We start from the raw sequence: 25117 nt of genomic DNA, 5'->3' as shown, positions 1-25117 counted from the left end.
TACACCGAAGTGGCAATGGCGTTCGCCAGCGTTTAGATGGAGAGCCGGATGCGCTGAAAGGTGCACGTCCGGTTCGGGGAGGAGAGGCAGGGAAATAGTCCGACTACGCCCTGCCTCTTACTCTACTCTGGACGGGCAAACGCTGGGCTTATCTGGCGGTTGTTCTGGATTTATTTTCTCGCAAGCCAATAGGCTGGGCGATGTCGTTTTCTCCGGACTCAGTTCTGACAGGAAAAGCATTAACGATGGCCTGGGAAACCAGGGGAAAACCGGCTGACGTTATGTATCATTCTGACCAGGGAAGTCACTATACCAGCAGGGAATTCAGACGGTTATTGTGGCGTTATCGTATAAAGCAAAGCATGAGTCGACGAGGGAACTGCTGGGACAACAGCCCAATGGAACGATTTTTTCGCAGCCTGAAATCAGAATGGGTCCCGAACTGTGGATACGCTAATTTTAGCGAAGCAAATAGATCAATAACGAATTACATCATTGGTTATTACAGCCAGCCCAGACCCCACCAATATAACGGTGGCTTAACACCCAATGAATCAGAGCGATTGTTCTGGAAAACTCTAAAACTGTGGCCAGTTTTTGTTGACCACTTCATGTGATATAAATCACATTTTTTAACCGTTCTAAAAAAGATCCTTGCTTACCTACCTACTGGTAGGTAGTCTTGATTTCAACAACACGACAACAACATATTCATGACAAACGAGGGTTATACGATGAAAAAATTAATCATGGCAGCAGTTCTTGTTTTCCCGGCATTCGCGTTCGCAGCACAGCCTCAACATGAAGAAATCCAGGATTCGCAGTCAGGAGTCGTACACATCAGCCGAGACGCAGCGGGGACGACATTCGTATCAGGCAACCTGAACGAAACCCGTGACTTCAATGGTCAGGCCAGTCTGAGTGAAAGCGAAAATGTCACCGCCGTGCTCATCCCGTCAATGGCCCAGGAACTCAACCGAAAACAGGCAGCAGAGTCTGTGAGGTTCGGGGCGATTTCAGCCAGTGGTGCAGCCACTCCTGACGACCTGGGTAAGGCGCTGATGGCAAAAGCAGAACATCAGGGAGCATCCGGCTACCGTATCACCAGCGTCAGCAACATGACCCCCTATTCCGGTACAGCAACACTGTACCGTTGAGAATATATCTTCCCAGCGGGGCTGTATCCGACCGCTGGAAAGGTTGAAGGTACGCTAATTAAACAAACAGGTGCGTCAGGCGTAACGTCTGGAACTTCCTTAACAAAAATATTCTAATTACCCGTGCAAGGGATTAAAACCGATGAAAAATATCACACTAATTATTGTTGCTGCTGCCATGCTCACGACTTCTGCTCTGGCTTTTGCCGGGCCTGTCATGGAAGTGAACCAGATGGATGCCTCCGGCCTGAATGAAACGGGCGTCATTTCTTCCGGAGGCTTTACTACCCTCGACGAATTAAATGCCTCTCTCTCGATGAAAGCCAGCGGAGCCGGAGCCAGCCATTACCGGATCGTCAGCGTTACCGGGAACAACAAACTGTCTGGTACGGCCATTCTGTACCGCGAATAATCTGATATCCTATACTTCACGTCCCGTGGCCCTCTGGTCACCAGACGTGCCAGTGTTTGAGAAAACCCAAGGGTCACCTGAGTCCGGAGAAAAGTTATGTCCACGTACGACAGCCTTCTTGATATGGCTGACACCATGATCCAGGAAAGTGGCTACCAGGGCTTCAGTTATGCCGATTTGGCTAATGGACTCGGAATACGAAAGGCCAGTATCCACTACCATTTTCCAACGAAAACCGATCTGGGCATTGCTTACTGTGAACGTAAGGAAACCCGGCTTCTCCAGATGGAAGAGAAGCTGTTGGGGGTTCCTGCCGGGAAAGCCCGTCTTGGCGCATATATTGAAGCCTTCGCGTACTGCGCCCAAAAAGGGCAAATGTGTGGCGTTCACGCCATGCTGTCTGACAGCAATTTGTTTGAGCCTTCCCTGCAAGATGCGGTGAGTAAACTTGCGCAAACGGATTTGAGGATCGTCGCTGATGTTCTGCGAAGCGGACGGGAAACCGGTGAGCTGGAATTTAGTGCAGATCCCGAAGACCTGGCGATCATAGTCAACTGTGCCGTCAAAGGAGCATTGATGCTGAACCGTGTTCCGCCTCACAACGCTTGCGAACGAATGAAGGTAGTCGTGCAACAGCTGTTTTCTTAACCAGGTGATGCTTGCAAAACCGCTAATCGAACCAACAAACAGACCACCTTCTGGTGGTTTGTTGTTTCTGCGAAACGTGATTTCAAGTCAAAGTTCCATGATTGAAGGTCTGGGTTTCATGGCTTTTTTCAGGCATGTATTTCGGCGTTTCCTCACCCATTCTCCTTCCTTGGCCGACAAACGTGAGTTGAACACTTTTAACCAGCGCGCAGCGGCGCGTCTATACATTCCAGCTCTTTCCAGGCTTTCCGCCATTTCATCGATGATCACTGCCAGTTCGCTCCAGGGGAAATGCAGATTTGGGAATTTTGGATACAAAAAAACCGAAGCGGAGTCGGCTTTACGATGGGTTAAAAAGGAATTCACTCGCTTTTATTTTTCGACCGAGCCACAACCGCCAATCATTTTCGAGATAGATACTGCTGGTGTAAGCAGGTAGTCATAGCTGCAATTCTTCTGCTTGTTATAGATGCTACCAGTACAACCAAAAAGCGTCGTTAATACGGCACCCAGAACGACAAACTTAAGTAAAGGTTTCATGTGGAACCAAAAAATTAAACAAACCTTCAAATTATAATGAGGGGGTAATACAGCGCACTGTAATATTAACCAAACCTTTACCGAACACAACCTTAGACTGAAAAAAATAAATCAAAGAGTATTGTTAGAAAATTAAAAGATAGGTTATGAAAAAAACACCACGTCAGGGACGTGTGGTGTCAACATCATATAAATGAGCCTAACGCCATTGAATGGTTGTAATTACCCCCCTGCTTTTTTAGAACAGTGTAGTGGATGCTATTAGAAAAATTATGCATTTCGCTCAATATTAAAAAGTAAATATTTAAATATTGAGCACCCAAGAGAGAGATAACAAACCATTACACCTCAGTGTACAGGCAACCGCCCGTGTTTATCACAAAAAACGAGCTGTAGAATTTATTTAAGACAAAAAATGATCATTAACCCTTTCAAAACTCCATTTTTTATTTATCATACGAAAGCCCACACACCACCATTCTTCAAGATGAGTTTCAGACTTAAGCAGGATTGCAAGTTACTGTTTTTTCGTTGTTACCCTGATACGAACGCTTTATTGCGAGCTTCAATCATTTTATAAGACGCAAAATTAAGGAGAACAGATGAGAACGAAAATTGCTGCACTGGCTTTTATTATTACATCTTCCCTCGCGGTGAATATCTGCCAAGCGGAAACAATGACTGCGCTGGTTAAACTCCCTTATGGCGTGAAGTCAAAAGTACTCAACTCCCTCAAAATTTCAGACATTCATCTCCCCGAAGGAAATAAACCCTTAACATGTCGGGTGCTGCGTTTTCGGACTGTTGATGTACAACCGGGCTCCCATATTGACCTTCACAGCCACGAAAACCGGCCTGCTATGTTGGGCGTGACACGGGGAACGTCGATTGTTCATCCTTATCAGCATCAGCCAGTGACGCTGCATGTGGGTGATTCGTACAAAGAGTATGCAAATGTGCATTATGCGCGAAATGGCTCTAAAACTGGCATGCTGACCATGACGACTTTTGACCTCTTGGATGATGGCTCCCCATGCAATGACGTGACGTATCCACAAAATACACCGCTGCTGAATAAACTTAAGGCGGAGCATGACAAGTTTTATGTTGATGCCCCTAAAAAAGGAGGTCTTGAGAAAAGTAACCCGGTGTACAGCCATAACATCAACGACATTCAGTTTTCGGACAAGAGCGATAAGCTTACAGATCGTGTGATGCGGGTAAGAAAAGTAATATTGTCTGCAGGAACCGCGTTACCGGAACAGGATTTCAGCAATCGCCCAACCTATCTTTTAGTGCTCGATGGTGCGCTTGACGTTGAGCAGAGCGGAAATAAAGATGCTTCACCGGTCGGTAAACTGGGTACAGCTGACCTGGTCAATGCCGGAAATGTGAGCATTAAAAATAATTCAGCCACGGCGGCGGCGAGCTATCTGGTCTTCGAGATATGGGATCCAAAAGATACTGATGCGATTTAATGAGCGCACGAAAAGTAACAATAAAGGAAGAATCTATGCAAAATGTTAATCGGCGCTGGGTAAGAAAAAGTTCTTATTCCGTCAGAGAAACCGCGGATCGCCTGCTCTCCAAATTAGCAGAGTTCCCGGAAGTGATGATTGTGGCTGATGTTGATCAACAAAAAGTTGCTGCATTATCCAGTAAGAGCATTGATGATGCTGTATGCCTGATGTTCCAGAACACGAAGTTGGTCGGAAGCCTACTGACAAGTAATATTGACGTCGGTTTCGAACTGCCAATTAAGGCCTTTATCTGGAAGGCAAAAAATGGGGAGGTCTGGATCCGGTGTACTGATATCGACCATATGAATAATTTTTACCAACTCAACGGCGGTCAGGGAGCAATAGATACTATCTACGGTCTGTTACCTGGCTGGCTTGATTTCGCGGTCAGTTGATGCTCCGGCAGGTCAGATGTATGTCTGATCTGCCGAATACTGCACAGGGCTGAATGGGGATGGGATTCTCTGTCCTAAGAACACAAAAGATGGAATTAATAGAAAAATTGGAGGCTCAGACCCGCGAAAATTTGCCATCGTGGCTGTCCGTACCCGGCAAGGGTCAGGTCGTTGGTGAGGATGCTAGAACTGTTACATATGTCATGTTATTGGTAAGCGTACAGCGCGGGCCTTCTGGTGATAATCTGATGCATCCGACAAAGTGGTGTCCACCAAAAAGTAGTGGGAACTAATGTATCAGATATGCAAAAAATGTGACTCCCGGCTGGCATAAGGGCTGCCCTAATTATTCCCCCCAATTCAATATTCCTCCTCCAATAAATTTAATGTTGATTATTGAGAACAAAATCTGCATGAACAAACATATTGAAATGCGACATCCGCCTACTATTAAAATATTGGAATTCACTATTCAAATTTATTAAATAAACCTTATGGGTCAGAGATAAATAAACAGGGGGCGTAGAAGTGCAAACAGTTAAACTGTTAACACTTGCATTTCAATAGAATAAACTTTTTTACAGGTGGGAATTAAAATGAATCACAACAAATTGATACTCCAGAAGTTGAAACGTCGATATGCATTAAGTTAATCTGATATAGTTCTTAAATCAGAATGTTATTCATTTCAGGTTTACTAAAAGGATTGATCTGCCATGAAAAATTCAATGTGTACACTTATCCTTCTGACATTAAGTTTCAGCTCATTTGCCTCAAAAGAGATCCGTGGCTCTGAGATGGCCAATATGAAAGAAAAAATTGGTGAAATCTCTGTAGATGTCAGAGATGGAACACTCGATGAAGCGCTTTCTCAGTTATCCAAAAAGGCCGATGAAAAAGGTGCAGCTTATTATCGCATCACCTCAGCTGGCACGGATGGTATGGGTGCTGATGTGCGTGCAACAGCTGATATATATAAATAAGTTATTCGATTAATAATGTCTTTCGCTGTTCAATGCTGAAGAATTCATATCGAAAGAGGTTCAACGTACTTGGTTATAAGCCCACCACTCAAAAAACAGAGATGTCTCAGGCATTTTCTTTAAGGAATAAATATGTCTTTTCGCAAACATAACGTTAAATTGATTTTACTGGCTACTTCGCTCGCGTGTTCTGCCGGCGCTACTGCCAGTCACCACTTTGAATCCGCTGCTGCACTTCAGGATCCGAGCATTAACCAACTCGATAACTATGTTTTCCAGTCTTCACGTGCTGATGCCACCTCCTTTATCATGGATATCAATCCTTCACCCAATGATGCTGCGGGTGGCGTTTTCAAACCAGGCGCGCTTTATAACATTCATATTGCCGATGACTCTAAGTTCAAGACGGGCCATACCTTCTCAGTCATGTTTGATGAGAAAGGAAACTATACGGTTTACGACATGAATTCGCCTAACGCGCCGGTGGGTACAAAAGGTAAGGAAATCGGCAAAGGGGAGCTGAATAAAAAAGCTGAACTGTCAGAGGGTATCCATCTGTGGGCAGGGGTAGTAAAAGACCCGTTCTTTGGCAATTCTCCGGGCCTGCACATCCTTCGTCAGCAGCTGTCAGAGGGTACGTATGATCCTGGCATCTGGACATCAGTGAAAGGAAAAAATATTTTCACTGGCCGCAAATGCGGCGCAATAGTTCTGGATGTGCCGAACACGTTGTTAGGGAAAAAGATCGAAGTCTTTATGACGACTGCCGTACAGAAGGATTCCAACTGGAAACAGGTTCAGTATTCTGCCATTCCACTGTTTTCTCATTCCATGCTTTTCGAAAACGAAGCGCTTAAAACCGAGCACAATATGAGCCGCCCTGATAACTCTCAGGACATGAAAAACTTTGTCTCTGCCCGTACTGCTCGTGCCAGTACCTTTGCGCACTCCCAGAAAGAGCCTCAGGTTTATGGTGACAAAGTTGCCAGTATGCTTGTGCCAGATGTCATCACTTATAACGTCGGTACGCCGGCTAAATTCTCAGCAGCGTCGATTAATGGCCGCAGCCTGAGTGACGATGCCATGAGTGAAATGCTGACATTGCTGTTAGGCCAGCCTACTGACCAGCATATTACTGACCAGAAATTGTATACGCAGGATTTCCCTTATCTGATCCCTGCCTCGCTCAAATAACCAGAATGGGTTTCCATCAGCCATATGAAAATATGGCTGATTTTTTTCGATATGAGATAAAGGATTTAGTAATGAGAGGATATACCTTCCCGGTTCCCCGTAAATTGATCAAGGTATCTGGCCTTTTTCTAGCCACTCTTGCCCTGTGTGGTACCAATGCATTTGCCCATGATTTCTGGATCCTGCCCCATGATGCAATGTCCAAAAACGGGGATAAGGTTATTTTTGAATTACGCATCGGACCGGGAGTGCCCGGTAAGCAGACCCCGCGGCTGCCGGGCCTTATCGCCACCTTTGATGCACAGGATGCGTTGGGACAGCAGAACGTGGAAGGGCACGATGGCGCGCTGGTCATCGGACACCTGAAAACTCGTGTTCCCGGCGCGACAATCACCTCACTTACGACTAACGGCGCAAAAATCACACTGCCTGCGGATGAGTTTGAAGATTATCTGAAGGAAGAAGGTCTGAATAAAATAGTAAAAGCTCGCGCGGAAAATGGTGAGTCCGACCAGCCCGGTGTTGAATTATTTTATCGCTGTGCCAAGTCCGTTATTCTCGTTGATAACCAAAGCAAGGGCTACGATAACGTTCTTGGTCTGGAGCATGAACTGGTACCGCTTACTGATCCGATTAAGTACACACCAGGTAAGCCTTTTGTTGTCAGATTATTCGCCAACTCCCGGCCATTGGCCCGTTTGCAGGTTAAAGCCGAACTGAATACCACCCCACCGACTATCCTGCGGGCTATCACGGATAAGAACGGTCTCGTCAGTTTTAATCTGCCGATGAAGGGGGAGTGGTTATTTAGCTCCGTGGATATGGATGTTTCCCCGGTCGATGGCGCTGACTGGAAAAGTATCTGGGCTTCATTAACCATTCCTGTTGCAGAAGGAAATGCAGGATGACAATAAATAAAACACTGATTAATTTTATTCTCATGTTGGCCCCATTGCTGATGATGAATACTGCGCATGCGCATAGCTCCGCTGAGGCGTCGGGCTGGATGCATCCGCTGTCGGGCATGGATCATTTGCTGGCCATGCTATCTGTCGGGGCGTGGAGCAGCCAAATCGGTGGAAAAGCCATCTGGATAGTCCCTTCCGCGTTCGTTTGCTTTATGTTTACCGGTGGTTTAATTGGCTTTGAACACATTGAAATACCGGGCACGGAAGTCGGGGTTTCGCTTTCAGTGGTGTTGTTGGGTCTGGCCATTAGCGCGAAGAAAATCCTGCCGGTTTATCTGGCGGCCGCTGCAACCGCGCTTTTCGGTATATTCCATGGGTACGCACATGGCTATGAGATGCCATTAATGCAAAATAAAGCCACGTATACCCTTGGTTTTTTAGCCACGACCGCAATGTTGCATGTCGTTGGCGCTGTCAGCGCACATTATCTGTTGAAAACCGCCAGCGGTGATAAGCTCCTGCGCTCGATCGGTGCTATGAGTACTCTTTGTGGGCTCTACCTGGTTTATACCGTTATTTAGCTTTTGCGCCCGCAAGGAAGCTAATGAGGGCGGTTCTGATCCTCAATGTATTTCTTAATCACTTCAAGGGGCCCATCACCAACACTACCCGCAAAATATGACGGTGGCCAAAGCGCGTCCTTCTTCCATGCGGGTTTGTGTAATTGGTTAGTCTGTAAGACTTTCGTTCCGAGCAACTTTCCGTCGTAGCTGAGAACCGCACCAATGTGAATATCCAGATGTGTATCAACACCTAAAATTACAGGACAGTTCAGCCAATCCCTGCACGGGTCAGTCCGATCCGGTAGTCAGGAGTATAGTAAACTGAGTATCCCAACAGTTGCCACGGCGACTCATGCTCGGGGTCAGATTATTGCCCCGGCAGAACCGCTGCCAGTCATCACTACCGTACTGGCTACCCTGGACGCCCTTCTAAGAGTCAAGCCGTTAACGGGGTGCTGTTGATCTGCCTGTTTTGATTTCGCAGTAATGTATAAACTTCGCGTGAGGTATATCGCTTCAGACAGCGTATTGCTTCCATTTTTGTATGTCCCTCTGATACTCGCCTGGCGACATATTCCTTTGTTTTAGCGTCATTTCGTAAACGTCCGATGGCTATTATGTGAATTGCACTATTCGCAGCACGATTTCCGCCCCGGTTAAGTCGGTAACGGTTCGTGTTTCCTGAAGAGACAGGAACAGGGCTGACACCACACAGGTGCCGCAAAACCTGATTCTGATCTTAATCGTTGGGTTTTTTCTCCGAGAGTGATCAGCAACTGCGAAGCGCTTTCGTATCCAATAGCATTACGTTTAATTCGTTCAGGTGCCTGCTCATCGCATTTGCAGAATGATGACGTTACTGCTTGCCGGATCAGTACGCTCGCGAAGTTCAGTGACGCTCTCCTGCTTCACTTTTTCGCCTGTGTTGCCCCAGGAAGAGCGAACAAAGTTAAGTACATCGGTCATCTCTTTATCAGACAACTGTTTGCGGAAAGGAGGCATGCGATAAGCATCTGGTTTGCCGCCGGCCACTATGCGATCGGAACCGTTAAGAGTAATGTTAATGGCTGAGGACTCATTCACCAGCATTGATGTCGCGCCTGCAAGCGGCGGTATCCACGGTGCCTGTCCACGTCCATCAACACCATGACAACTGCTACAGCGCGCAATGAATGTTTGTGCACCTGGGTGCTTTGACCTCTCCGAAATCGTAAGCTTGCTGGCCGTTAAACTGTCATACTTCCAGGTATCATCGGTACTGTTAACGCCCGGAGGCAGCGATTTCAGATAGAGTGCAATGGCACGCAGATCCTCATCACTCATGTATTGAGTCGAGTTATTGAACACTTCGGTCATAGAGCCAAAGACAACGCTGTGCTGATTGCGGCCCGTTTTCAGGAAGCTATAAATATCCTCCTCGCTCCAGCGCCCTAACCCAGTATTGGCATCCCCCCTCAGGCTCTGTGCATACCAGCCATCAAGCAGTGCGCCAGCCAGGTAATACTTACTGTCGGCGCTAAGCCCCTTCTCATTAAACGCAAGTCCTCTTGGGGTGTGACAGCTGCCGCAGTGGCCCGGGCCTTCAACAATGTATGCGCCTCGGCTCCAGGCGTCATTCTTCCCAGGCCTGGCTGTACTCGGCGCAGGATCTACAAAGAACAGGTTCCAAAATGCCATTGGCCAGCGCAGATTCAGCGGCCAAGGGATTTCGCTTTCCCGGTTGGGCTGTTTAACCGGTTTGACACTATGCATGAAGTAAGAATACAGCGCCCGGACATCATCATCATTAAGCTTGATATAGGACGGATATGGCATAGCCGGATAAAGCCGATGGCCGTCTTTTGCAACACCGTGTCGAACGGCTTTGTCAAAATCGGCCAGCGTGTAATTTCCGATACCCGTCTCTTTATCGGGGGTGATATTGGTTGCATAAATACCCCCAACCGGCGTGGTAAACTTAAGTCCACCCGCGAACGGGGCGCGCTCTTGCGTACTGTGGCAGGCCACACAGTCACTGACCCGCGCTGCGTATTCACCTCTGCCGATCAGCTCTGCTGAGGCCGTATCCCCGGAGAATCGCTGTTCAAACGCAGACTGAGGCGAACGCAGTACAAACCACATTACCGCGGCAGCTAACAGCATTATGAGCAGGACAACGGCAGCGAATTTTCTCATTGTCATTGTAATATTCCCTTAAATCCGTCGCCTCAGGTGAAATCATATCGCGACAGCGGCATGCTGCGAACGCGTTTACCGGTCAGCCTTGCGACCGCGTTAGCAACAGCTGGAGGGATAGCAGGCAGCGGAGGTTCACCTATACCGCCCATCTTTGCTCCACTCTCAACGATGCGAACATGTACACGCGCCATGCGTGACGGCGGAAGGATTGGATACAAATCGTAATTACGGGCAACAGGTTTGCCTTTCTCATAAAGGCTTTCTTCAATCAGAACCTGAGAAAGTCCAAGCGCCACAGCGCTGTTCACCTGGGCTTCAATGATGGCAGGATTGACAATATTACCTGGATCGATCGCTTCCCAGATCTGGTGCACCCTGACCTGCCCGTCTTCAATAGACACCTCTGCGATGGCCGCCGCCTGCGTGCCAAAAGGTGATGCCATGGCGACCCCACGCGCACGACGCGATCCGTCTGCGGCGGTATACGGGCCAGCTTTCCAGCCACCGGATAGCTCTTCGACTGCACGCAATAAGGTTGTCAGCCGCGAATTACCTTTCAGTAACCGCATGCGCAGATCAAACGGATCTTTGCCACCCTTATCGGCAATTTCATCAAGGAACGATTCATACAAAAAATCATTCATTGAGTTGCCGACGGAACGCCAGTACCCGACCATGACCGGCCCCTTTTTATAAAGTTGGGCAATACGCACATTGGGGATGGCGTAAGCTTTACCCGACAGGCCTTCGACCGAGGTTTCATCGATCTGGTCGTCTTTTTTACCCGCGATCCCTTCAGCCGCGCCTTCACAGGTGCTGATAGCCTGAATAGCGATGGGATATCCCTCAGCGTCTAGCCCTGCGCTGAACCGCACTGCCGCCATCGGACGATGTGTATCGCGCAAAAACTCTTCTTCTCTGCTCCAGATCAGTTTGACTGGACGCCCCACCGCCCGCGCCAGCTGGATAGCCTGAGGGTAAGCCATTGCAGAGCGATCATAGTTAAAGTGTCGCCCAAAGAACCCGCCCATCAGAGGCGAATGAATGAAGACCTTTGAGATATCCAGGCCAGTTAGAGCGGCCACATCGGCCTGGAATAGTTCCGGTTCCTGGTTTGGGATCCAAAGTTCCAGCGTACCGTCATCGTTAAACCGCGCCAGTGCCGTAGGTGGCTCCAGCTGGGCATGGTTCAAATGCTGGCTGTGATACTGTGCCGTCAGGGTGGTTTTCGCTTCCTGCATAGACTGGGCGAAATCTCCTCTTACCTCTACGTCCCCCCCCTCGCCCTGGGCGTTTGCCAGCTCTTCGGCGAACGCTGCGGAAGAGAAATCAGCGGGCATATAACGGAATTTTTCTGTTTCGTCAGGCTCCAGCCAGTCAATCTGCAGGGCTTCAGCGGCTTGTTTCGCATTCCACCAACGCTCGGCGACAACGGCAACGGCTCCGGGCAGTTTATGAACGGAATGTATGCCTTTCATCGATTGCACCTGGGTCACATTAAGAATGGTGCCCACTTTCAGACCCAATCTCGGCGCATGCTGGACGGCGGCGTGCAGCATGTCCTCAACGCTGCAGTCGATGGTGTATACAGCCTTGCCAGTTGATTTTTCATAAACATCGAGCCGTTTAACAGGTTTACCTATCCAGCGGAAATCTGAGGGATGTTTCAGTTTTACAGACGCAACGTCCGGTACGGGCATATCAAGCGCACGCGCGGCAAGCCCCCCGTATGGCAGGGACCGGCCGCTGGCCTCATGGATAACCTTTCCTGGCTCTGTTTTCAGCGACGCAACAGGCACTTGCAAAACTTCTGCCGCAGCCTGCAATAGCATTTGGCGCGCCAGTGCGCCAAGGCGACGCATGGAGAAGTAGCTGGAACGTACCGACTCGCTGCCGCCGGTGCTTCTGATACCGCCTTCCATAATCAAGTAGTCAGCGCCAGCGGGGGCATTCTCCACAAGGAAGGTCGATGGATCCGCATCGAGCTCCTCACCAACAATTTGCGCCATGGCGGTAAAGATCCCCTGGCCGCCTTCAGCAAATGGGCACTGGAAGCGAATAACATTATCCGTACGGATCTCAAGAAACGCCGGTACTCGCGTGCCGGGTGCTAAGGTTGCCGGGCTGACCTTTGCGTGAGCCTGTTTGACTGGAAAGCCAAAGCCCAGCACGAGCGCGCCAGCTGTCACACCGGCTGTAGCCAACAGCAGGCGTCGACGAGAGATATTGACGGGCTCTTCTTGTGTAGGGAATTTTTCTTTTTTGCCATTCTGTCGTCGAGGATAATCAGTCATTTTTTACGTCCACGCCCGCCACTTCATGAATCGCTGCGCTGATGGCGTTGTAGGTACCACAGCGGCAAAGATTGATCATGGCCGCCTGTATTTCTTCTTCAGAGGGATTAGGCGTCTGTTTCAGCAATGCAGTAGCAGCCATGACCTGTCCTGACTGGCAGTACCCGCACTGTGGAACCTGATGTCTGACCCAAGCTTCCACGAGCTGTTTACCGACGTCGTCCGCTTCAATGGCTTCAATTGTCATTATCTTTTTGCCAGCGGCAGCTTCCAAGGGAGTCACACAGGAACGGACGATCTGACCGTCAATCATGACGGAACATGCACCGCATTGCGCCAGACCACAGCCATATTTGGTTCCCGTCATGCCCAGATTGTCGCGGATAACCCATAGCAACGGCGTATCCCCTTCAGCGTCTACATGGTAGGTTTCTTCATTAATTTGAATGTTCATACTTCTCCAGCATGCGGATTAAATTATGCTTATATAGTTAAACTTCCCTTTTCCTATTTTAGGATGTAGCAACAAAACTAAGTGGGCCAAGAGAGATGAACTTTGTATTCAATGGTCGATGTTGGGATATTGAGTACAAACATGCTTCATTCATAATATTTAAGCTACGCGATTGCAAATGCATTGATGATAAAAACATTAAAATTACTCGTTATCGTAGTAACTTTTAAAACTTAAATGAAACTGCTTATGAATGGCCATCCATTTGTCAATGGCCATTAAAATGAAAAATAAAGAATTTTAAATATTATTGTTTATAAGGAATAGTCACAAGTCCATAAGAGTGTATCAATGCACTGCCTGGGTACTCCCCAATCTTGGTCAAATCACCACTTTGCTTATCGATTTTAAATACGAATGTTTTCCCTGTGTTGCCGCTGATAGTATTAACATAATTACCATCTGCACTTAGATCGATATCGAGGAAATACTCGTCATATTTGGCATCCTGATAAGCGATTTCTTTTTTAAGCTTAATGCTGCCGTCGCTATTGATACTGTAGGTAGAGATACTTGAGGTTAACGGGTTGGTAGACCAGGCATATTTACCGTCCTCGGATGCGGTGATCCAACAGACAGTTTGCTCTCCACCCCAGATACTTTTCCCCGCCAGGACATCAGGGGAGATCATTGTCAGCTTGCCCTGGGTGTCGATGTTATACGAGGTAACTGAGCCAGTCTGTCCCTGGAAACGTTGTAAGAAAGGGTATTTCTTTTTTTGCTCAGCCGTTGAATTATAAAAATTACGCCCGCTGTCAATAAATCGCGTTTCCGTTACCAACAGAGTGGCATTCCCATTTTCACCCTTGACGATTTTTGTGCCAATCGGCAAAGCAAAGAAACGATTTTTATTTGCCTGCGGTGAGTAAATCATTGATACCGGTTTTGCAGATAATTCGCCATCGTCACCAATCGCATAGGATCTGACCAGGCCTGTAGTAATTTCAACGACAATCAGGAATTTCCCATCAGGGGTAACTTCAATGCTTGCCGGACGGCCTGATAGCGTACGCACAGAATTTGGCAGCGCTTTTAATAAACCATTATCGTCAATGGTGTAGCCTTTTATATTTCCTTCGGCTGGGTCTTCTGCGTTTTCACCCATACTGACGACGTACACATAATTTTTAAATGAGGCGATACCATTAGGTTTGACATCACCGGCAGCAACTTTATTGACGACTTTAAGCGAGAGGTCGTCCTGAACTCGTAACGAGGTAACAGTGCCATCTCCGGCATTCACAACCAAAACATTTTTGTTATCAGCCGAGCGCCATAAACCATAGGCTGCAGCTAAAGGATCAATTCCATCTTTAAATGTATGGCCTGATTTAGGATCGTAAGGCAAACCAAACAGTTCGACCAAACCAGTTCCCTTTCCCTCCGTTTTAAACTCGCCAATTTTATCCAGAGTCCCATCAGAATACTGAGTGTATCCGATAACTGAATTTTCCTCTGCATTGTTCGTCGCGACATATACACCACCGGTAATATCTTTAGCAGCAACGAAAAAGGAGACAGGAAGAAACACTGCGCTTAATATATACTTCATCATAAAAACGCTCCGTGAGAATGGTGAAAAAACAACTATTAATACACTTCGTTAGCTGAATTATGCACAGGATATGATAAGTTACGCTGCGTTAAAAACATCTACCTAGTTAGATGCACTGAGAATAATGATAATTCCTTTATTTTTATTCTCTCTTAAATGGCATTTTTATGCATTTCACGCAACGCTCATTATTTGTACTATGCGGCAGAATAGAGCGCACCACCAATATATACAAGTCAATTATATTGAAAAGTTTATTTATAATTTTAGAACAAGCAGTAAGATAGTAGAGATTACTGAATAACCCAGAGAAAAATTAACTATTAGCAATAAATTGAAGCCGGTCACAGTATTTATTTAAAAACATCATACGATGAATCATTCGCCAAAAGTTTAATTTACTCAACAAAGCCGATTTGTTATTACAGCCAGCTCAGCTCCCACCAATATAACGGTGGCTTAACCACCCAATGAATCATAGCGATTGCTCTGAAAAAAATCTAAAACTGTGTACATTTTTTGTCGGTCACATCACTCGGATGTGTATCGGGGAATGAGTGCTGTTATGCTCTTCTAACTCTTAGATAAAGATTCAGTTATTTGCAAATGAGGATCTACAAAACAGAAAATTCATGTCCAAGTGCTAGCGAAAATTTCACTTAGCGTCTAACCTTTACCCAAGCTTCATCTCAATGAAAATGCTGGGTTCATTTTTTTCCAGCTGAAAATTTGTCAGCGCACTTTTATTACCAAAAAATCCTGTTTAAACGATCTGACGGTATGAACCCGGCCAAGGGTTCATTATCCTGGCCTGTCTGTTTTGAAGAATAAGCGTTTATTAATCAACGAATTGATGAAGGATATCAATGATGAAAAGGTCCTATAAAGGCGTCGGTGTTCTTGCTCTTGCAGCCGGTGCGTTATTCCCCTCCGTTTATGCAAACGCAGAAGAACCGGCACAAAATACACCTAACAATCAAAATAACGGCAATAAACCCAACATTATTCTGATTGTGGCAGATGACACGGGTTACGGGGATTTAGGCGCCTATGGCGGTGGCGAAGGCCGCGGAATGCCGACACCTAATCTCGATAAAATGGCACAGGAAGGTATGACCTTCTTCAGCTTTTACGGTCAGCCAAGCAGTACGCCGGGGCGCGCGGCCATGCAGACCGGACGTATTCCAAACCGCAGCGGTATGACCACCGTCGCTTTCCAGGGACAGGGCGGCGGCCTTCCGAAAGAAGAATGGACGCTGGCGTCAGTGCTGAAAACTGGCGGATATGACACTTTCTTCACCGGCAAATGGCACCTTGGCGAATCCGATTATGCGTTGCCTAACGCACAGGGCTACGACGAGATGCGCTACGTCGGCCTCTATCACCTCAATGCTTACACCTACGCTGACCCGACCTGGTTCCCGGATATGGATCCGAAACTGCGTGAAATGTTCAAGCGCGTGACGCGCGGGGCATTGTCCGGCAAAGCGGGTGAAGCGCCGCATGAAGATTTCAAAATCAACGGCCAGTACGTCAATACGCCAGAAGTCGACGGCAAAGAGGGCGTGGTTGGGATCCCGTTCTTCGACCGTTATGTCGAAAAAGCCTCGCTGGAATATCTCGACTCTCACGCCAAAGACACCAAACCGTTCTTCATGAGCATCAACTTTATGAAGAACCATCAGCCGAACATGCCGGATCCTGATTACATCGGCAAATCGATGTCCAAAACCAAATACGCCGACTCAATGGTGGAAATGGACGCCCGCGTCGGGCGGATCATGGACAAAATCCGTTCGCTGGGTCTGGATAAAAATACGCTTGTGGTGTTTACCACCGACAACGGCGCGTGGCAGGACGTTTATCCGGATGCCGGTTATACGCCGTTCCGTGGCACCAAAGGGACCGACCGTGAAGGCGGCAGCCGCGTGCCAGCCATCGCCTGGATGCCGGGTAAAATTAAAGCCGATGTGAAAAACCACGATATCGTCGGCGGTCTGGATCTGATGGCGACCTTCGCGTCCGTCGCGGGCATCAAAGAGTTGCCCAAAAATGACCGCGCCGGTAAGCCAATCATCTTCGACAGTTACGACATTTCTCCGGTGCTGTTCGGTACCGGCCCGGATCCGCGCACTTCCTGGTTCTACTTCACCGAAGACGAACTGACGCCGGGAGCCGCACGAGTCGGACATTACAAAGCGGTGTTTAACCTGCGTGGAGATAACGGCGCATCCACCGGCGGGCTGGCCGTTGACAGCAACCTCGGCTGGAAAGGTGCGTCATCGTATGTGGCGACCGTGCCGCAGATCTTTGACCTCTGGCAGGATCCTCAGGAACGTTATGACATCTTCATGAATAACTACACTGAGCACACCTGGACATTGGTGACGTTCAATCAGGCGATCGGCGAACTGATGAAAACCTACATCAAATATCCGCCGCGTAAATTGCAAGGCGAAGGCTATTCCGGGCCGGTCACGCTCACTCAGTACGAGCGATTCCAGAATGTTCGCGAACAGCTGGATAAACAGGGTTTCCAGATACCTATGCCAACCGGTAACTGATGACCTGAATGAAAGGCCCGGTTCAGACCGGGCCTGTTTTATCAGATGACGAAGGTTTTAAAATGACTCATTTTGTCCGCTTTTCCGGTGGATCACAGCGGTTAATCGCCGCCTGCGTTTTATTTATTTTTCTCGCCTGTCAGACCGCTGCGGCGGCTACCTATCCCGCCACTGTACTGCCTTCCTGGAACGACTCCGCCACCAAATCCAAAATTATCGATTTCGTGCAGAAAGTGACTGACGAAGGCGGCGCGGAGTACGTCAAACCGGAAGAGCGCATTGCGGTGTTCGATAACGACGGCACGTTGTGGACAGAGCAACCGGCGTACGTCCAGCTGGTGTATCTCATCGACCGAATCAAAACACTGGCACCGCAACATCCGGAATGGAAAACCCGACAGCCTTTCAAGGGCATTCTGGAAAACGATATGCGCGCCGTGGCTGCCACCGGCAACGTAGGGCTGATGGAGATTGAGCATGCCGCCGATGCCGGGCTGACCACCGATGAATTTAAACAAAACGTCACGAAGTGGCTAGATACAGCTCGCGATCCCCGCTTCCGGCGGCCTTATACCGAACTGGTGTATCAGCCGATGCTTGAGCTGCTAAGCTATCTGCGCGCTAATGGCTTTAAAACCTACATCGTATCCGGCGGCGGCACTGATTTTATGCGTCCTTGGGCGGAAAAAACCTATGGAATTCCGCCTGAACAGGTGATCGGCTCCACTGATAAAGTCAAATTTGAAATCGATAAAAATGGCCACGCACAGCTGATTAAACAGGGCGTGATCAACTTTATTGATGACGGCGACAGCAAGCCGGTGGCGATCAACCGTTATATAGGCCGCATGCCGTTGCTGGCGTTTGGTAACTCCGACGGTGATTTGCCGATGCTGCAATATGTGTCCTCCGGAACCGTTCCGAATCTGGTGCTATATCTGCATCACGATGACGCCGGCCGCGAGTACGCCTACGACCGGAAATCCAGTTTCGGTAAGCTGGACAAAGGGCTGGACGAAGCGACGAAAAAAGGCTGGCCGGTTGTCAGCATGAAATCAGACTGGAAAACCGTATTCCCTGAGCCTCAGGCGAAATAACGCATTGGCCTTTTAACGTCCTATAATATGCAAGTGAGAAACGCGATGAAACACAGCACGACGATCCCGCTTACTCCGCTTCTGAACTTTGAAAAGATGTCGGTGAATTTTAAACGTCGCTATCACGTGATGGCGAAACCTTCCGGGTCAACGTGCAATCTGGACTGTAGTTACTGCTTTTATCTGCATAAAGAGGAGTTGCTGCATCAGCATCGCGATGCAGGAATGACGGATGAAGTGCTGGAGAATTTTATCCGTCAGTACATTGCCAGTCAGGATGGTGAGGAGATCATTTTCTCCTGGCAGGGCGGCGAACCGACGCTGATGGGGCTGGAGTTTTTCGAAAAGGTGGTCGCTTTTCAGAAAAAATATCAGCCACGCAACCAGCGCATTGAGAACGATCTTCAAACCAATGCTGTGCTGATTAACGATCATTGGGCGAAGTTTCTCAAAAAGCACAATTTTCTGGTGGGCGTTTCCATAGACGGCCCGCGCGAACTGCATGACCGTTACCGTGTCACGCGCAGCGGGAAACCGACGTTTGACCGCGTGATGAAGGGCGTCGATGCCTTAAAGCGTCACGGTGTACCGTTCAATGCGCTGGTGGTGGTGAACCGCACCAATGCCCGTTTTCCGCTGGAAGTTTACCGCTTTCTGACGCAGGAGCTCGGCGCTACCTATATTCAGTTTAACCCCTGCGTGGAGCCGGTCGATTTTAAACAAACCGCGCCGCAGTTCTGGCAGGACGACAGCATTCCGGTCACCGGTTCGCGTCGCGCCAGACCCGGCGATCTGGATTCAATTGTCACCGACTGGTCGGTGGATCCTGATGACTGGGGCAAGTTTCTGATCGCAACATTTCAGGAATGGGTCACGAAGGATCTGGGGCGGGTGCAGGTTAACCTGTTCGAAACCGCCGTGGTGCAGACCATGGGATTACCTTCCCAACTTTGTATTACCGCTGAATTTTGCGGCAAAGGGCTAGCTATCGAGAAAAATGGCGACGTGTTTTCCTGCGACCATTACGTGTATCCTGAATATCGGTTAGGCAATGTCGCCACACATAAACTGGCGCATCTCGTTTTTTCTGAGCGGCAAAAACAGTTTGGGATGGGCAAACGCGACACTTTGCCCAAATACTGCAAAGAGTGTCCTTATCTGAATTTATGCTGGGGGGAATGCCCGAAAAACCGTGTCGTCCGTGCGCCTGACGGCGAGCTTGGGCTGAATTACTTATGTCCGGGGATCAAAGCTTTCTTTGCCTCGGCAACGCCTGCGTTAAACAATATCGCCAAAATACTGGCGGATCTAAAAGAATGATGGTTGATGCTGATAGGGCTTAACAATTGATGCTCCTCTTGTAATAAGGTTTTGAAAATGGTAATCAAGTCATAAACCTCTTTGTAAAACACTGCTTCCCCCTTCTCTAAATTCTCAGTCTTTGTATAAGACAGAGAAAACCCCACCACCGGCATCGATGCGCGGAAACCGGCTTAGCCGTTGCGGAGTAACCGGTGTCCGCTTGGAATTCGGAAATTATCCTACATTTAGATATTTGAGATTTACAAGTAGGTTCGTTCTAGTAAGCGGAAACGTCTGACAGAAAGGGGATACGGAATGATCGTACTGTGAGTATATCTTTTTGCTTATTTTCTTACACTCTTCCTGAATAAGGTATCTCGTAACTCCTCGAGCTTTTCATCTGATAACTGACAGGCTGATTTGATTCTTTCGGTTGCGCGCCACAGCTCGCTTTGCAACACGAGCCCATCATCCGTAAAGGTAATGAGAACCCGCCTTCCGTCTACGTGATCCCGCGTGCGGAATATGCGGCCGGCAGCCTCAAACCGTTTGAGGACGGGCGTAATGGTGCCGATATCCGTGCCGAGCTTATTCCCGATATCACCCACAGTATGTGGGGTTCAGTTAAACAACTCCAGTATGACCAGATACTGGAGAAAGGAAAGGCCCAGCGGATCCAGGAAAGGCTTATTTAACTGAATCGCCACGGATAATCTAGACACTTTCGAGCCGTTGTGGAGTGCCCCCGAGCCCGTAGACAAATCTGGCCTATATTTTGAGCATAGCAACTGTCTTTAGCGCCCGTTTACGATGCATGCTGGTGATCTTCATTCTTTTTCAGCATTGCGTTCAGGATGGTCAGTAATTTTCTGATGCAGGCCGTCAGTGCAACTTTTTTGGGTTTTCCTGCGGCAACCAGGCGTGTATAGAACTCTTTAATTATCGGGTTGTGCCTCGTCCCAACCAGGGCTGACATATAGAGAGCTGTACGAACTGAAGCTCGCCCTCCGGATACTGTTCGGCGACCGCGCATCGTACCGGAATCCCTGTTTACTGGAGTCCCCCCAATAAGGGCGCTAATTTCTCGTCGTGACAGTGAGCCAAGTTCTGGAACTTTGATCTTGATCCTACCCGCGAATAGTGGACACGCTGCGCAACTGCCTTATCCGGGGCATACCAGAGTTCTTTCTGCGCCGTTTTCATCACGTAAACCGTATTTACGGCTGGTTCGCCTCCAGCTACTCGGCCAGTTTCACTTCATGTCCGATCGGCAGATTCTCCGGATTACGCAGTAACAACCAGCGGTTGCGTTTGATGATCTTCCGCGCCTTGCTGTTGTCACGCAGCTAAGCAGAGTATCAGGTGCAGGATGTGTAAAGGAATCAACAGTGAAGCCTTCCCAGAAGAGGGAAGAAAGATTAGCATTCATGGCAGACGGCGGCTAAGTGGCTGATGAGTGTTTTGGCGAATTCAAAACTAACCACTTTTACCTCCGTTTTCTATTGGTTCACGCTTATCCGCGATGAATCTTTTTTTAGTATGTTTCTCTCGTCAGTAATCCGCTTCAGTTCTTTCTGAAGTCGCCAGATCTCAGACTGGGCATTGGACTGCGTTTTAGTGGCTGATGAATCAGGGCCATACTTTTTTCCCAGGCATAGAGGCTGTACGTGGTGATATCAAAACGGGTGGCGACGCTAGCGATGGAATGGCCGCGATCAACAACCTGTTTGACCGCTTTAACTTTGAAATCTTCGGGATAACGTTTACCGCTCATGGGCACCTCAGAGTCATCTTAAATGACTCTGAGGTGTCTGTTAAACCCGTGCGATTCAGGCAGCTAAATGAAAGGCCGAGAAAAACGCTAGACTATGAACCACCCGCAGAGCGGTTCAATAAATGTGTTGCACCATCGGTTGAACTCACAGCCAAAAGCGAACATTGCCCAAAATATGGGTAGCAGTAATTTTATCCAGTCTTATCAGGCGTAATAAGAGGTTTTTCTTAAATTACAAACTCATGTCTTTGCGTAATTAAGCTGTGGAATAGCGCTTTCAAATAATAGTTTTTTGATATTCAGAACATCTTGCAGACTGCTTCTTAAGGTTTTTTTCGTTCTTAATTATTCTTATGATTCACTAATGCTGAACATTTTATTGTTTTTTATAAAAAAGAATTACAGTAATAATATAACCATGATTAATAAAAGGAATTTTATAAATCATGGTGGCGGTGATATAAATTTAAACCTACACAAAGTAGATGGTTTGTAGGTGTTTTACTTTTTGGTTTTATACCTGTTCTGACTTTTAAAATACATTATTTTGAGCATGGCCATTCCCTATTATGACCTTCGTTATTACTCTCACTTCCGGCAGCACCTTGCTGCGCACACGGCAAAGTCATCGAAGCCTATTATATTTTTCGACTGACTGTTTTTAATAATCAATAACGAGGAGTCCAGACATCATGTCTGACACAAAAAATAATGACCTGAATGCCTCCGTGGAAGCGGCCATTGACTACGACACACTCGCACACATTGACGCTATCACCGACGCTGTTGGCAACTCTACCGGCCCGATCCTTAATGACGGCTACACCGATGACCTGCAACCCACTCTCAGTGGTCGCCTGCCTATGGGGGACGGCCAGGTACTACGGGTTTACGCTAATGGGATAGTACTTGGTTATGCAGATATCGGCGAGGGTGGGTACTGGAACTTCAAACCGGTCACACCACTCGAGGTGGGCAAAACCTATAACTTTCAGGTGTTCCTGTTAGACTCAGGCACCACTGAACTGCTGCCATCTAACACCTTCACTATCACTACTACCGAACTGAATCAGGACATAACACTGACTGCGCCGACCATCACTGACTACCAGGATAATGTCGGTGATTATCAAGGTGACTTTAAATCGGGCACCACCACCGATGATGCTACCCCTGAGCTGAAAGGACATGCTCAAGCCAACAGCATCGTACGTATTTACGAAGGCAGCACGTTGCTGGGCTCGGTTGTTACAAAAGCGGATGGCAGCTGGAGTTATACCACGCCTGAGCGTTCGGACGGCGAGCATACCTTCACGGCTACGGCGACCGATGCGGCAGGTAACATCAGTGACAAATCCGGCAGTTTTGTGATCACGATTGACACTCATACTGAAATGGCCATCACAGGCCTACAGGACAATGCGGGTACGGTGACGGGGCTGGTCACTGATGGTGGTATCACCGATGACACACGTCCGGTGCTCATTGGGACGGCAGAGCCGGGCAGCATCGTGTATATCAGTTCGACAGGGGTATATGGCGAACACTACAGCTTCACAGTCACAGCCGGCAGCGACGGTAAGTGGGCGCTGCCGCAAGGATATGGCGAAGGCAACTACGGTACCTTCAGCTACAGCGCCTACTCTGTTGATGCTGCAGGAAACCACAGTGAAACGGCCACATTCCAGGTGAAATTTGTGCCAGCGAACCAAGATGATACGACTACCCCGGATGCGCCGACCATCACTGGCTACCACGATAATGTCGGTGATTATCAAGGTGACTTTAAATCGGGCACTACCACCGATGATACTACCCCTGAGCTGAAAGGACATGCTCAAGCTAACAGCATCGTACGTATTTACGAAGGCAGCACGTTGCTGGGCTCGGTTGTTACAAAAGCGGACGGCAGCTGGAGTTATACCACGCCTGAGCGTTCGGACGGCGAGCATACCTTCACGGCCACGGTGACCGATGCGGCGGGTAACGTCAGCGGGCATTCCGGTAACTTTGTTATCACAATTGATATCCCGGACAGCACCCCGGCACTTATCGAACACGTCACCGATAATGTGGGCCCGCAGACCGGCGATATCAAAAACGGCGGCACGACTGATGACCGTCAGCCGCACATTGCCGGTTCGGCTGAAGCAGGCAGCACGGTGACCATTCATCAGTATGATCCGTTCACTAACAGGGAGTATGCCCTAGGTTCAGTGGTGGCCGACTCGAAAGGACACTGGGAATACCAGATGACCGGCGGCCAGACGCTGCAGGAAGGGGTCAGCCGTTTCTGGGTAACGACGCTGGACAATACCGGCAACGCGGCCACGAGTCCGGACTTTGTTGTGACGTTTGACAACACGGCCCCCGCTCAGCCAACCATCGACTCTTTCTTGGACAATGCAGGTCATTCCATCAGTAATGGTTCCACCACGAATGACGACACACCAACCCTTCAGGGTCACGCTGAAGCCAACGCAGTTGTAAAAGTGTATGAAGGCAGCACTCTGCTGGGCTCAACTATTGCACACAGTGATGGCACCTGGAGCTACACCACGCCTGTACGTGCAGACGGAAAGCATGACTTCACAGTGACCGCGACAGATGCCGCCGGTAACGTCAGCGTGCATTCTGATGATTTTGTGGCGAATGTGCTCACCGCGGCTGCATCCGGGAGCGAAGATTTCGATACAGTAGGCAATGATATATTTGGTACTAATGAGATTGTTCATCTGAGTTCCGGACTAAAAATCACCGCTGAGGGCGCAACGAAAAATACCTCAGCCCCTACCCGATTTGAAGAACACCACTTTGACGTTGGCATTGGCAACGTGGCCCGCCTCGATTTTGGCGGCGTCACAAATCATGTCCACCTCTCTGCTGGCACAATCGGCACTGGTGCTAAAATTGAGTACTATGATAGTGAGGGGAGATTGCTTGAAGTCCAGCATCTCCGTGCCACAGGTGCCACAAGTCCTACTACGCCGGTTCCTACATCCGACTACAGTTATACGGCGCCGGCAGGCGAAAATATTTCTTATGTGTTAATCCACGCGGGTTATATTGTAGTAGTGAAGGAAATCGACTGGGGTAACCAATCTCATGTTTCCTCTCTGCAAAGTGCCATGCTGGCCGGCCCTGATGTCCCGGATCTTCACGATATAGTGGCAGTGACTCATCATGACACCACCCCGCCTGTTGCGCCGGTTATCAACGCTGTGTATGACGACCAGGGTGTAAATCAGGGTTCTGTTGCTAATGGCGGCAAAACCGATGACAAACTGCTGAAAATCACTGGTACAGCAGAGCACGACAGCATTGTGCTTATCAGCCATGTGATTGAAGGGAAAGGGACTGTCTACATTGATGGCTCCGTTGTGGCAGATGCGTCCGGTCACTGGGTATTCCAGATGACGGCGCCGTTCCAGCCAACGTTCGGCAACCGCATCATCACGGCCACGGCCACCGATGCGGCGGGTAACACAAGTGCCGCCAGTGACAGCTATGTGGTCAACT

General features: G+C 48.6%; 20 protein-coding genes and 5 pseudogenes. 14 read left to right on the top strand and 11 right to left on the bottom strand.

Features of this window, described 5'->3' with window-relative positions:
- Positions 1 to 116: 116 nt before the first annotated feature.
- From J1784_RS01360 to J1784_RS01345, 4 genes and pseudogenes are all read left to right on the top strand, one after another.
- Positions 117 to 604 (top strand): annotated as a pseudogene (locus J1784_RS01360) (IS3 family transposase); the annotation flags it as partial.
- Positions 605 to 734: 130 nt separating this feature from the next.
- A complete protein-coding gene (locus tag J1784_RS01355; protein ID WP_217147733.1) occupies positions 735 to 1157 on the top strand; it encodes a YdgH/BhsA/McbA family protein in 423 nt (140 codons plus the stop codon).
- 142 nt (positions 1158 to 1299) lie between these two features.
- Complete coding sequence (locus tag J1784_RS01350) at positions 1300 to 1569, top strand: YdgH/BhsA/McbA-like domain containing protein (RefSeq protein ID WP_217147732.1); 270 nt, start codon at positions 1300 to 1302, stop codon at positions 1567 to 1569.
- A gap of 96 nt (positions 1570 to 1665) precedes the next feature.
- A complete protein-coding gene (locus J1784_RS01345) occupies positions 1666 to 2217 on the top strand; it encodes a TetR/AcrR family transcriptional regulator (protein WP_217147731.1) in 552 nt (183 codons plus the stop codon).
- Between the two features lie 87 nt (positions 2218 to 2304).
- On the opposite strand, the gene J1784_RS26700 is transcribed toward J1784_RS01345, so the two are convergent.
- Complete coding sequence (locus tag J1784_RS26700; protein WP_217147730.1) at positions 2305 to 2583, bottom strand: PerC family transcriptional regulator; 279 nt, start codon at positions 2581 to 2583, stop codon at positions 2305 to 2307.
- 6 nt (positions 2584 to 2589) lie between these two features.
- Positions 2590 to 2757, bottom strand: a complete 168-nt coding sequence (locus J1784_RS01335; RefSeq protein ID WP_217147729.1) for a DUF4223 family protein — start codon at positions 2755 to 2757, stop codon at positions 2590 to 2592.
- Between the two features lie 602 nt (positions 2758 to 3359).
- On the opposite strand from J1784_RS01335, the gene J1784_RS01330 reads away from it, so the two are divergent.
- The 6 genes from J1784_RS01330 to J1784_RS01305 all read left to right on the top strand — a co-directional run bounded on the left by J1784_RS01330 (position 3360) and on the right by J1784_RS01305 (position 8338).
- Positions 3360 to 4235 carry a hypothetical protein gene (locus J1784_RS01330; RefSeq protein WP_217147728.1) on the top strand — a complete coding sequence of 292 codons (876 nt, stop codon included), beginning with the start codon at positions 3360 to 3362 and terminating at the stop codon, positions 4233 to 4235.
- A 35-nt stretch (positions 4236 to 4270) separates the two neighbouring features.
- The gene (locus tag J1784_RS01325) at positions 4271 to 4672 is read left to right on the top strand and encodes a DUF302 domain-containing protein (protein ID WP_217147727.1); all 402 of its coding nucleotides are present in this window, start codon (positions 4271 to 4273) and stop codon (positions 4670 to 4672) included.
- A 716-nt stretch (positions 4673 to 5388) separates the two neighbouring features.
- On the top strand, positions 5389 to 5655 hold the full coding sequence (locus J1784_RS01320) for a YdgH/BhsA/McbA family protein (protein ID WP_217147726.1): 267 nt from the start codon (positions 5389 to 5391) through the stop codon (positions 5653 to 5655).
- A 132-nt stretch (positions 5656 to 5787) separates the two neighbouring features.
- A complete protein-coding gene (locus J1784_RS01315) occupies positions 5788 to 6849 on the top strand; it encodes a DUF4331 family protein (protein WP_217147725.1) in 1062 nt (353 codons plus the stop codon).
- Between the two features lie 71 nt (positions 6850 to 6920).
- Entirely contained in the window at positions 6921 to 7757 is an 837-nt protein-coding gene (locus J1784_RS01310; RefSeq protein WP_217147724.1) for a DUF4198 domain-containing protein, read from the top strand.
- A complete protein-coding gene (locus J1784_RS01305; RefSeq protein WP_217147723.1) occupies positions 7754 to 8338 on the top strand; it encodes a HupE/UreJ family protein in 585 nt (194 codons plus the stop codon). Before J1784_RS01310 ends, J1784_RS01305 begins: the two co-directional genes overlap by 4 nt.
- 20 nt (positions 8339 to 8358) lie before the next feature.
- Here J1784_RS01305 and J1784_RS01300 read toward each other — a convergent pair.
- The 6 genes and pseudogenes from J1784_RS01300 to J1784_RS01275 all read right to left on the bottom strand — a co-directional run.
- Positions 8359 to 8481, bottom strand: a pseudogene (locus tag J1784_RS01300) (transposase); the annotation flags it as partial.
- Positions 8482 to 8756: 275 nt separating this feature from the next.
- A pseudogene (locus tag J1784_RS01295) lies at positions 8757 to 9156 on the bottom strand (transposase); the annotation flags it as partial.
- Positions 9152 to 10501, bottom strand: a complete 1350-nt coding sequence (locus J1784_RS01290; protein ID WP_217147722.1) for a c-type cytochrome — start codon at positions 10499 to 10501, stop codon at positions 9152 to 9154. The pseudogene J1784_RS01295 and the gene J1784_RS01290, both read right to left, overlap by 5 nt.
- Before the next feature lie 26 nt (positions 10502 to 10527).
- Complete coding sequence (locus J1784_RS01285) at positions 10528 to 12792, bottom strand: xanthine dehydrogenase family protein molybdopterin-binding subunit (protein WP_217147721.1); 2265 nt, start codon at positions 12790 to 12792, stop codon at positions 10528 to 10530.
- Positions 12785 to 13246: a (2Fe-2S)-binding protein gene (locus J1784_RS01280; protein ID WP_217147720.1), complete on the bottom strand. Its 462-nt coding sequence runs from the start codon at positions 13244 to 13246 to the stop codon at positions 12785 to 12787. The genes J1784_RS01285 and J1784_RS01280 overlap by 8 nt, the downstream gene beginning before the upstream one ends.
- Before the next feature lie 307 nt (positions 13247 to 13553).
- Positions 13554 to 14861, bottom strand: a complete 1308-nt coding sequence (locus J1784_RS01275) for a lactonase family protein (protein ID WP_217147719.1) — start codon at positions 14859 to 14861, stop codon at positions 13554 to 13556.
- 869 nt (positions 14862 to 15730) lie between these two features.
- On the opposite strand from J1784_RS01275, the gene J1784_RS01270 reads away from it, so the two are divergent.
- The 3 genes from J1784_RS01270 to J1784_RS01260 all read left to right on the top strand — a co-directional run bounded on the left by J1784_RS01270 (position 15731) and on the right by J1784_RS01260 (position 19842).
- Positions 15731 to 17425: an arylsulfatase gene (locus J1784_RS01270; RefSeq protein WP_217147718.1), complete on the top strand. Its 1695-nt coding sequence runs from the start codon at positions 15731 to 15733 to the stop codon at positions 17423 to 17425.
- Positions 17426 to 17487: 62 nt separating this feature from the next.
- The gene (locus J1784_RS01265) at positions 17488 to 18522 is read left to right on the top strand and encodes an HAD family hydrolase (protein ID WP_217147717.1); all 1035 of its coding nucleotides are present in this window, start codon (positions 17488 to 17490) and stop codon (positions 18520 to 18522) included.
- 45 nt (positions 18523 to 18567) lie between these two features.
- Positions 18568 to 19842 carry an anaerobic sulfatase maturase gene (locus J1784_RS01260; protein WP_217147716.1) on the top strand — a complete coding sequence of 425 codons (1275 nt, stop codon included), beginning with the start codon at positions 18568 to 18570 and terminating at the stop codon, positions 19840 to 19842.
- Positions 19843 to 20168: 326 nt separating this feature from the next.
- Here J1784_RS01260 and J1784_RS26355 read toward each other — a convergent pair whose 3' ends face one another.
- The 3 genes and pseudogenes from J1784_RS26355 to J1784_RS01245 all read right to left on the bottom strand — a co-directional run.
- Positions 20169 to 20432 (bottom strand): MarR family winged helix-turn-helix transcriptional regulator, encoded by a 264-nt coding sequence (locus J1784_RS26355; protein ID WP_338019889.1) that lies wholly within the window; start codon positions 20430 to 20432, stop codon positions 20169 to 20171.
- Between the two features lie 197 nt (positions 20433 to 20629).
- A pseudogene (locus tag J1784_RS01250) lies at positions 20630 to 20941 on the bottom strand (transposase); the annotation flags it as partial.
- A gap of 412 nt (positions 20942 to 21353) precedes the next feature.
- Positions 21354 to 21598, bottom strand: a pseudogene (locus J1784_RS01245) (transposase); the annotation flags it as partial.
- A 692-nt stretch (positions 21599 to 22290) separates the two neighbouring features.
- Here J1784_RS01245 and J1784_RS01240 point away from each other — a divergent pair.
- On the top strand, positions 22291 to 25117 hold a 2827-nt coding region (locus J1784_RS01240), incomplete at its 3' end, for an Ig-like domain-containing protein (protein ID WP_217147715.1).

The sequence above is a fragment of the Rahnella ecdela genome (genome assembly GCF_019049625.1).
Lineage (GTDB): Bacteria > Pseudomonadota > Gammaproteobacteria > Enterobacterales > Enterobacteriaceae > Rahnella > Rahnella ecdela.
This window is presented reverse-complemented; position numbering and strand designations above follow the sequence as displayed.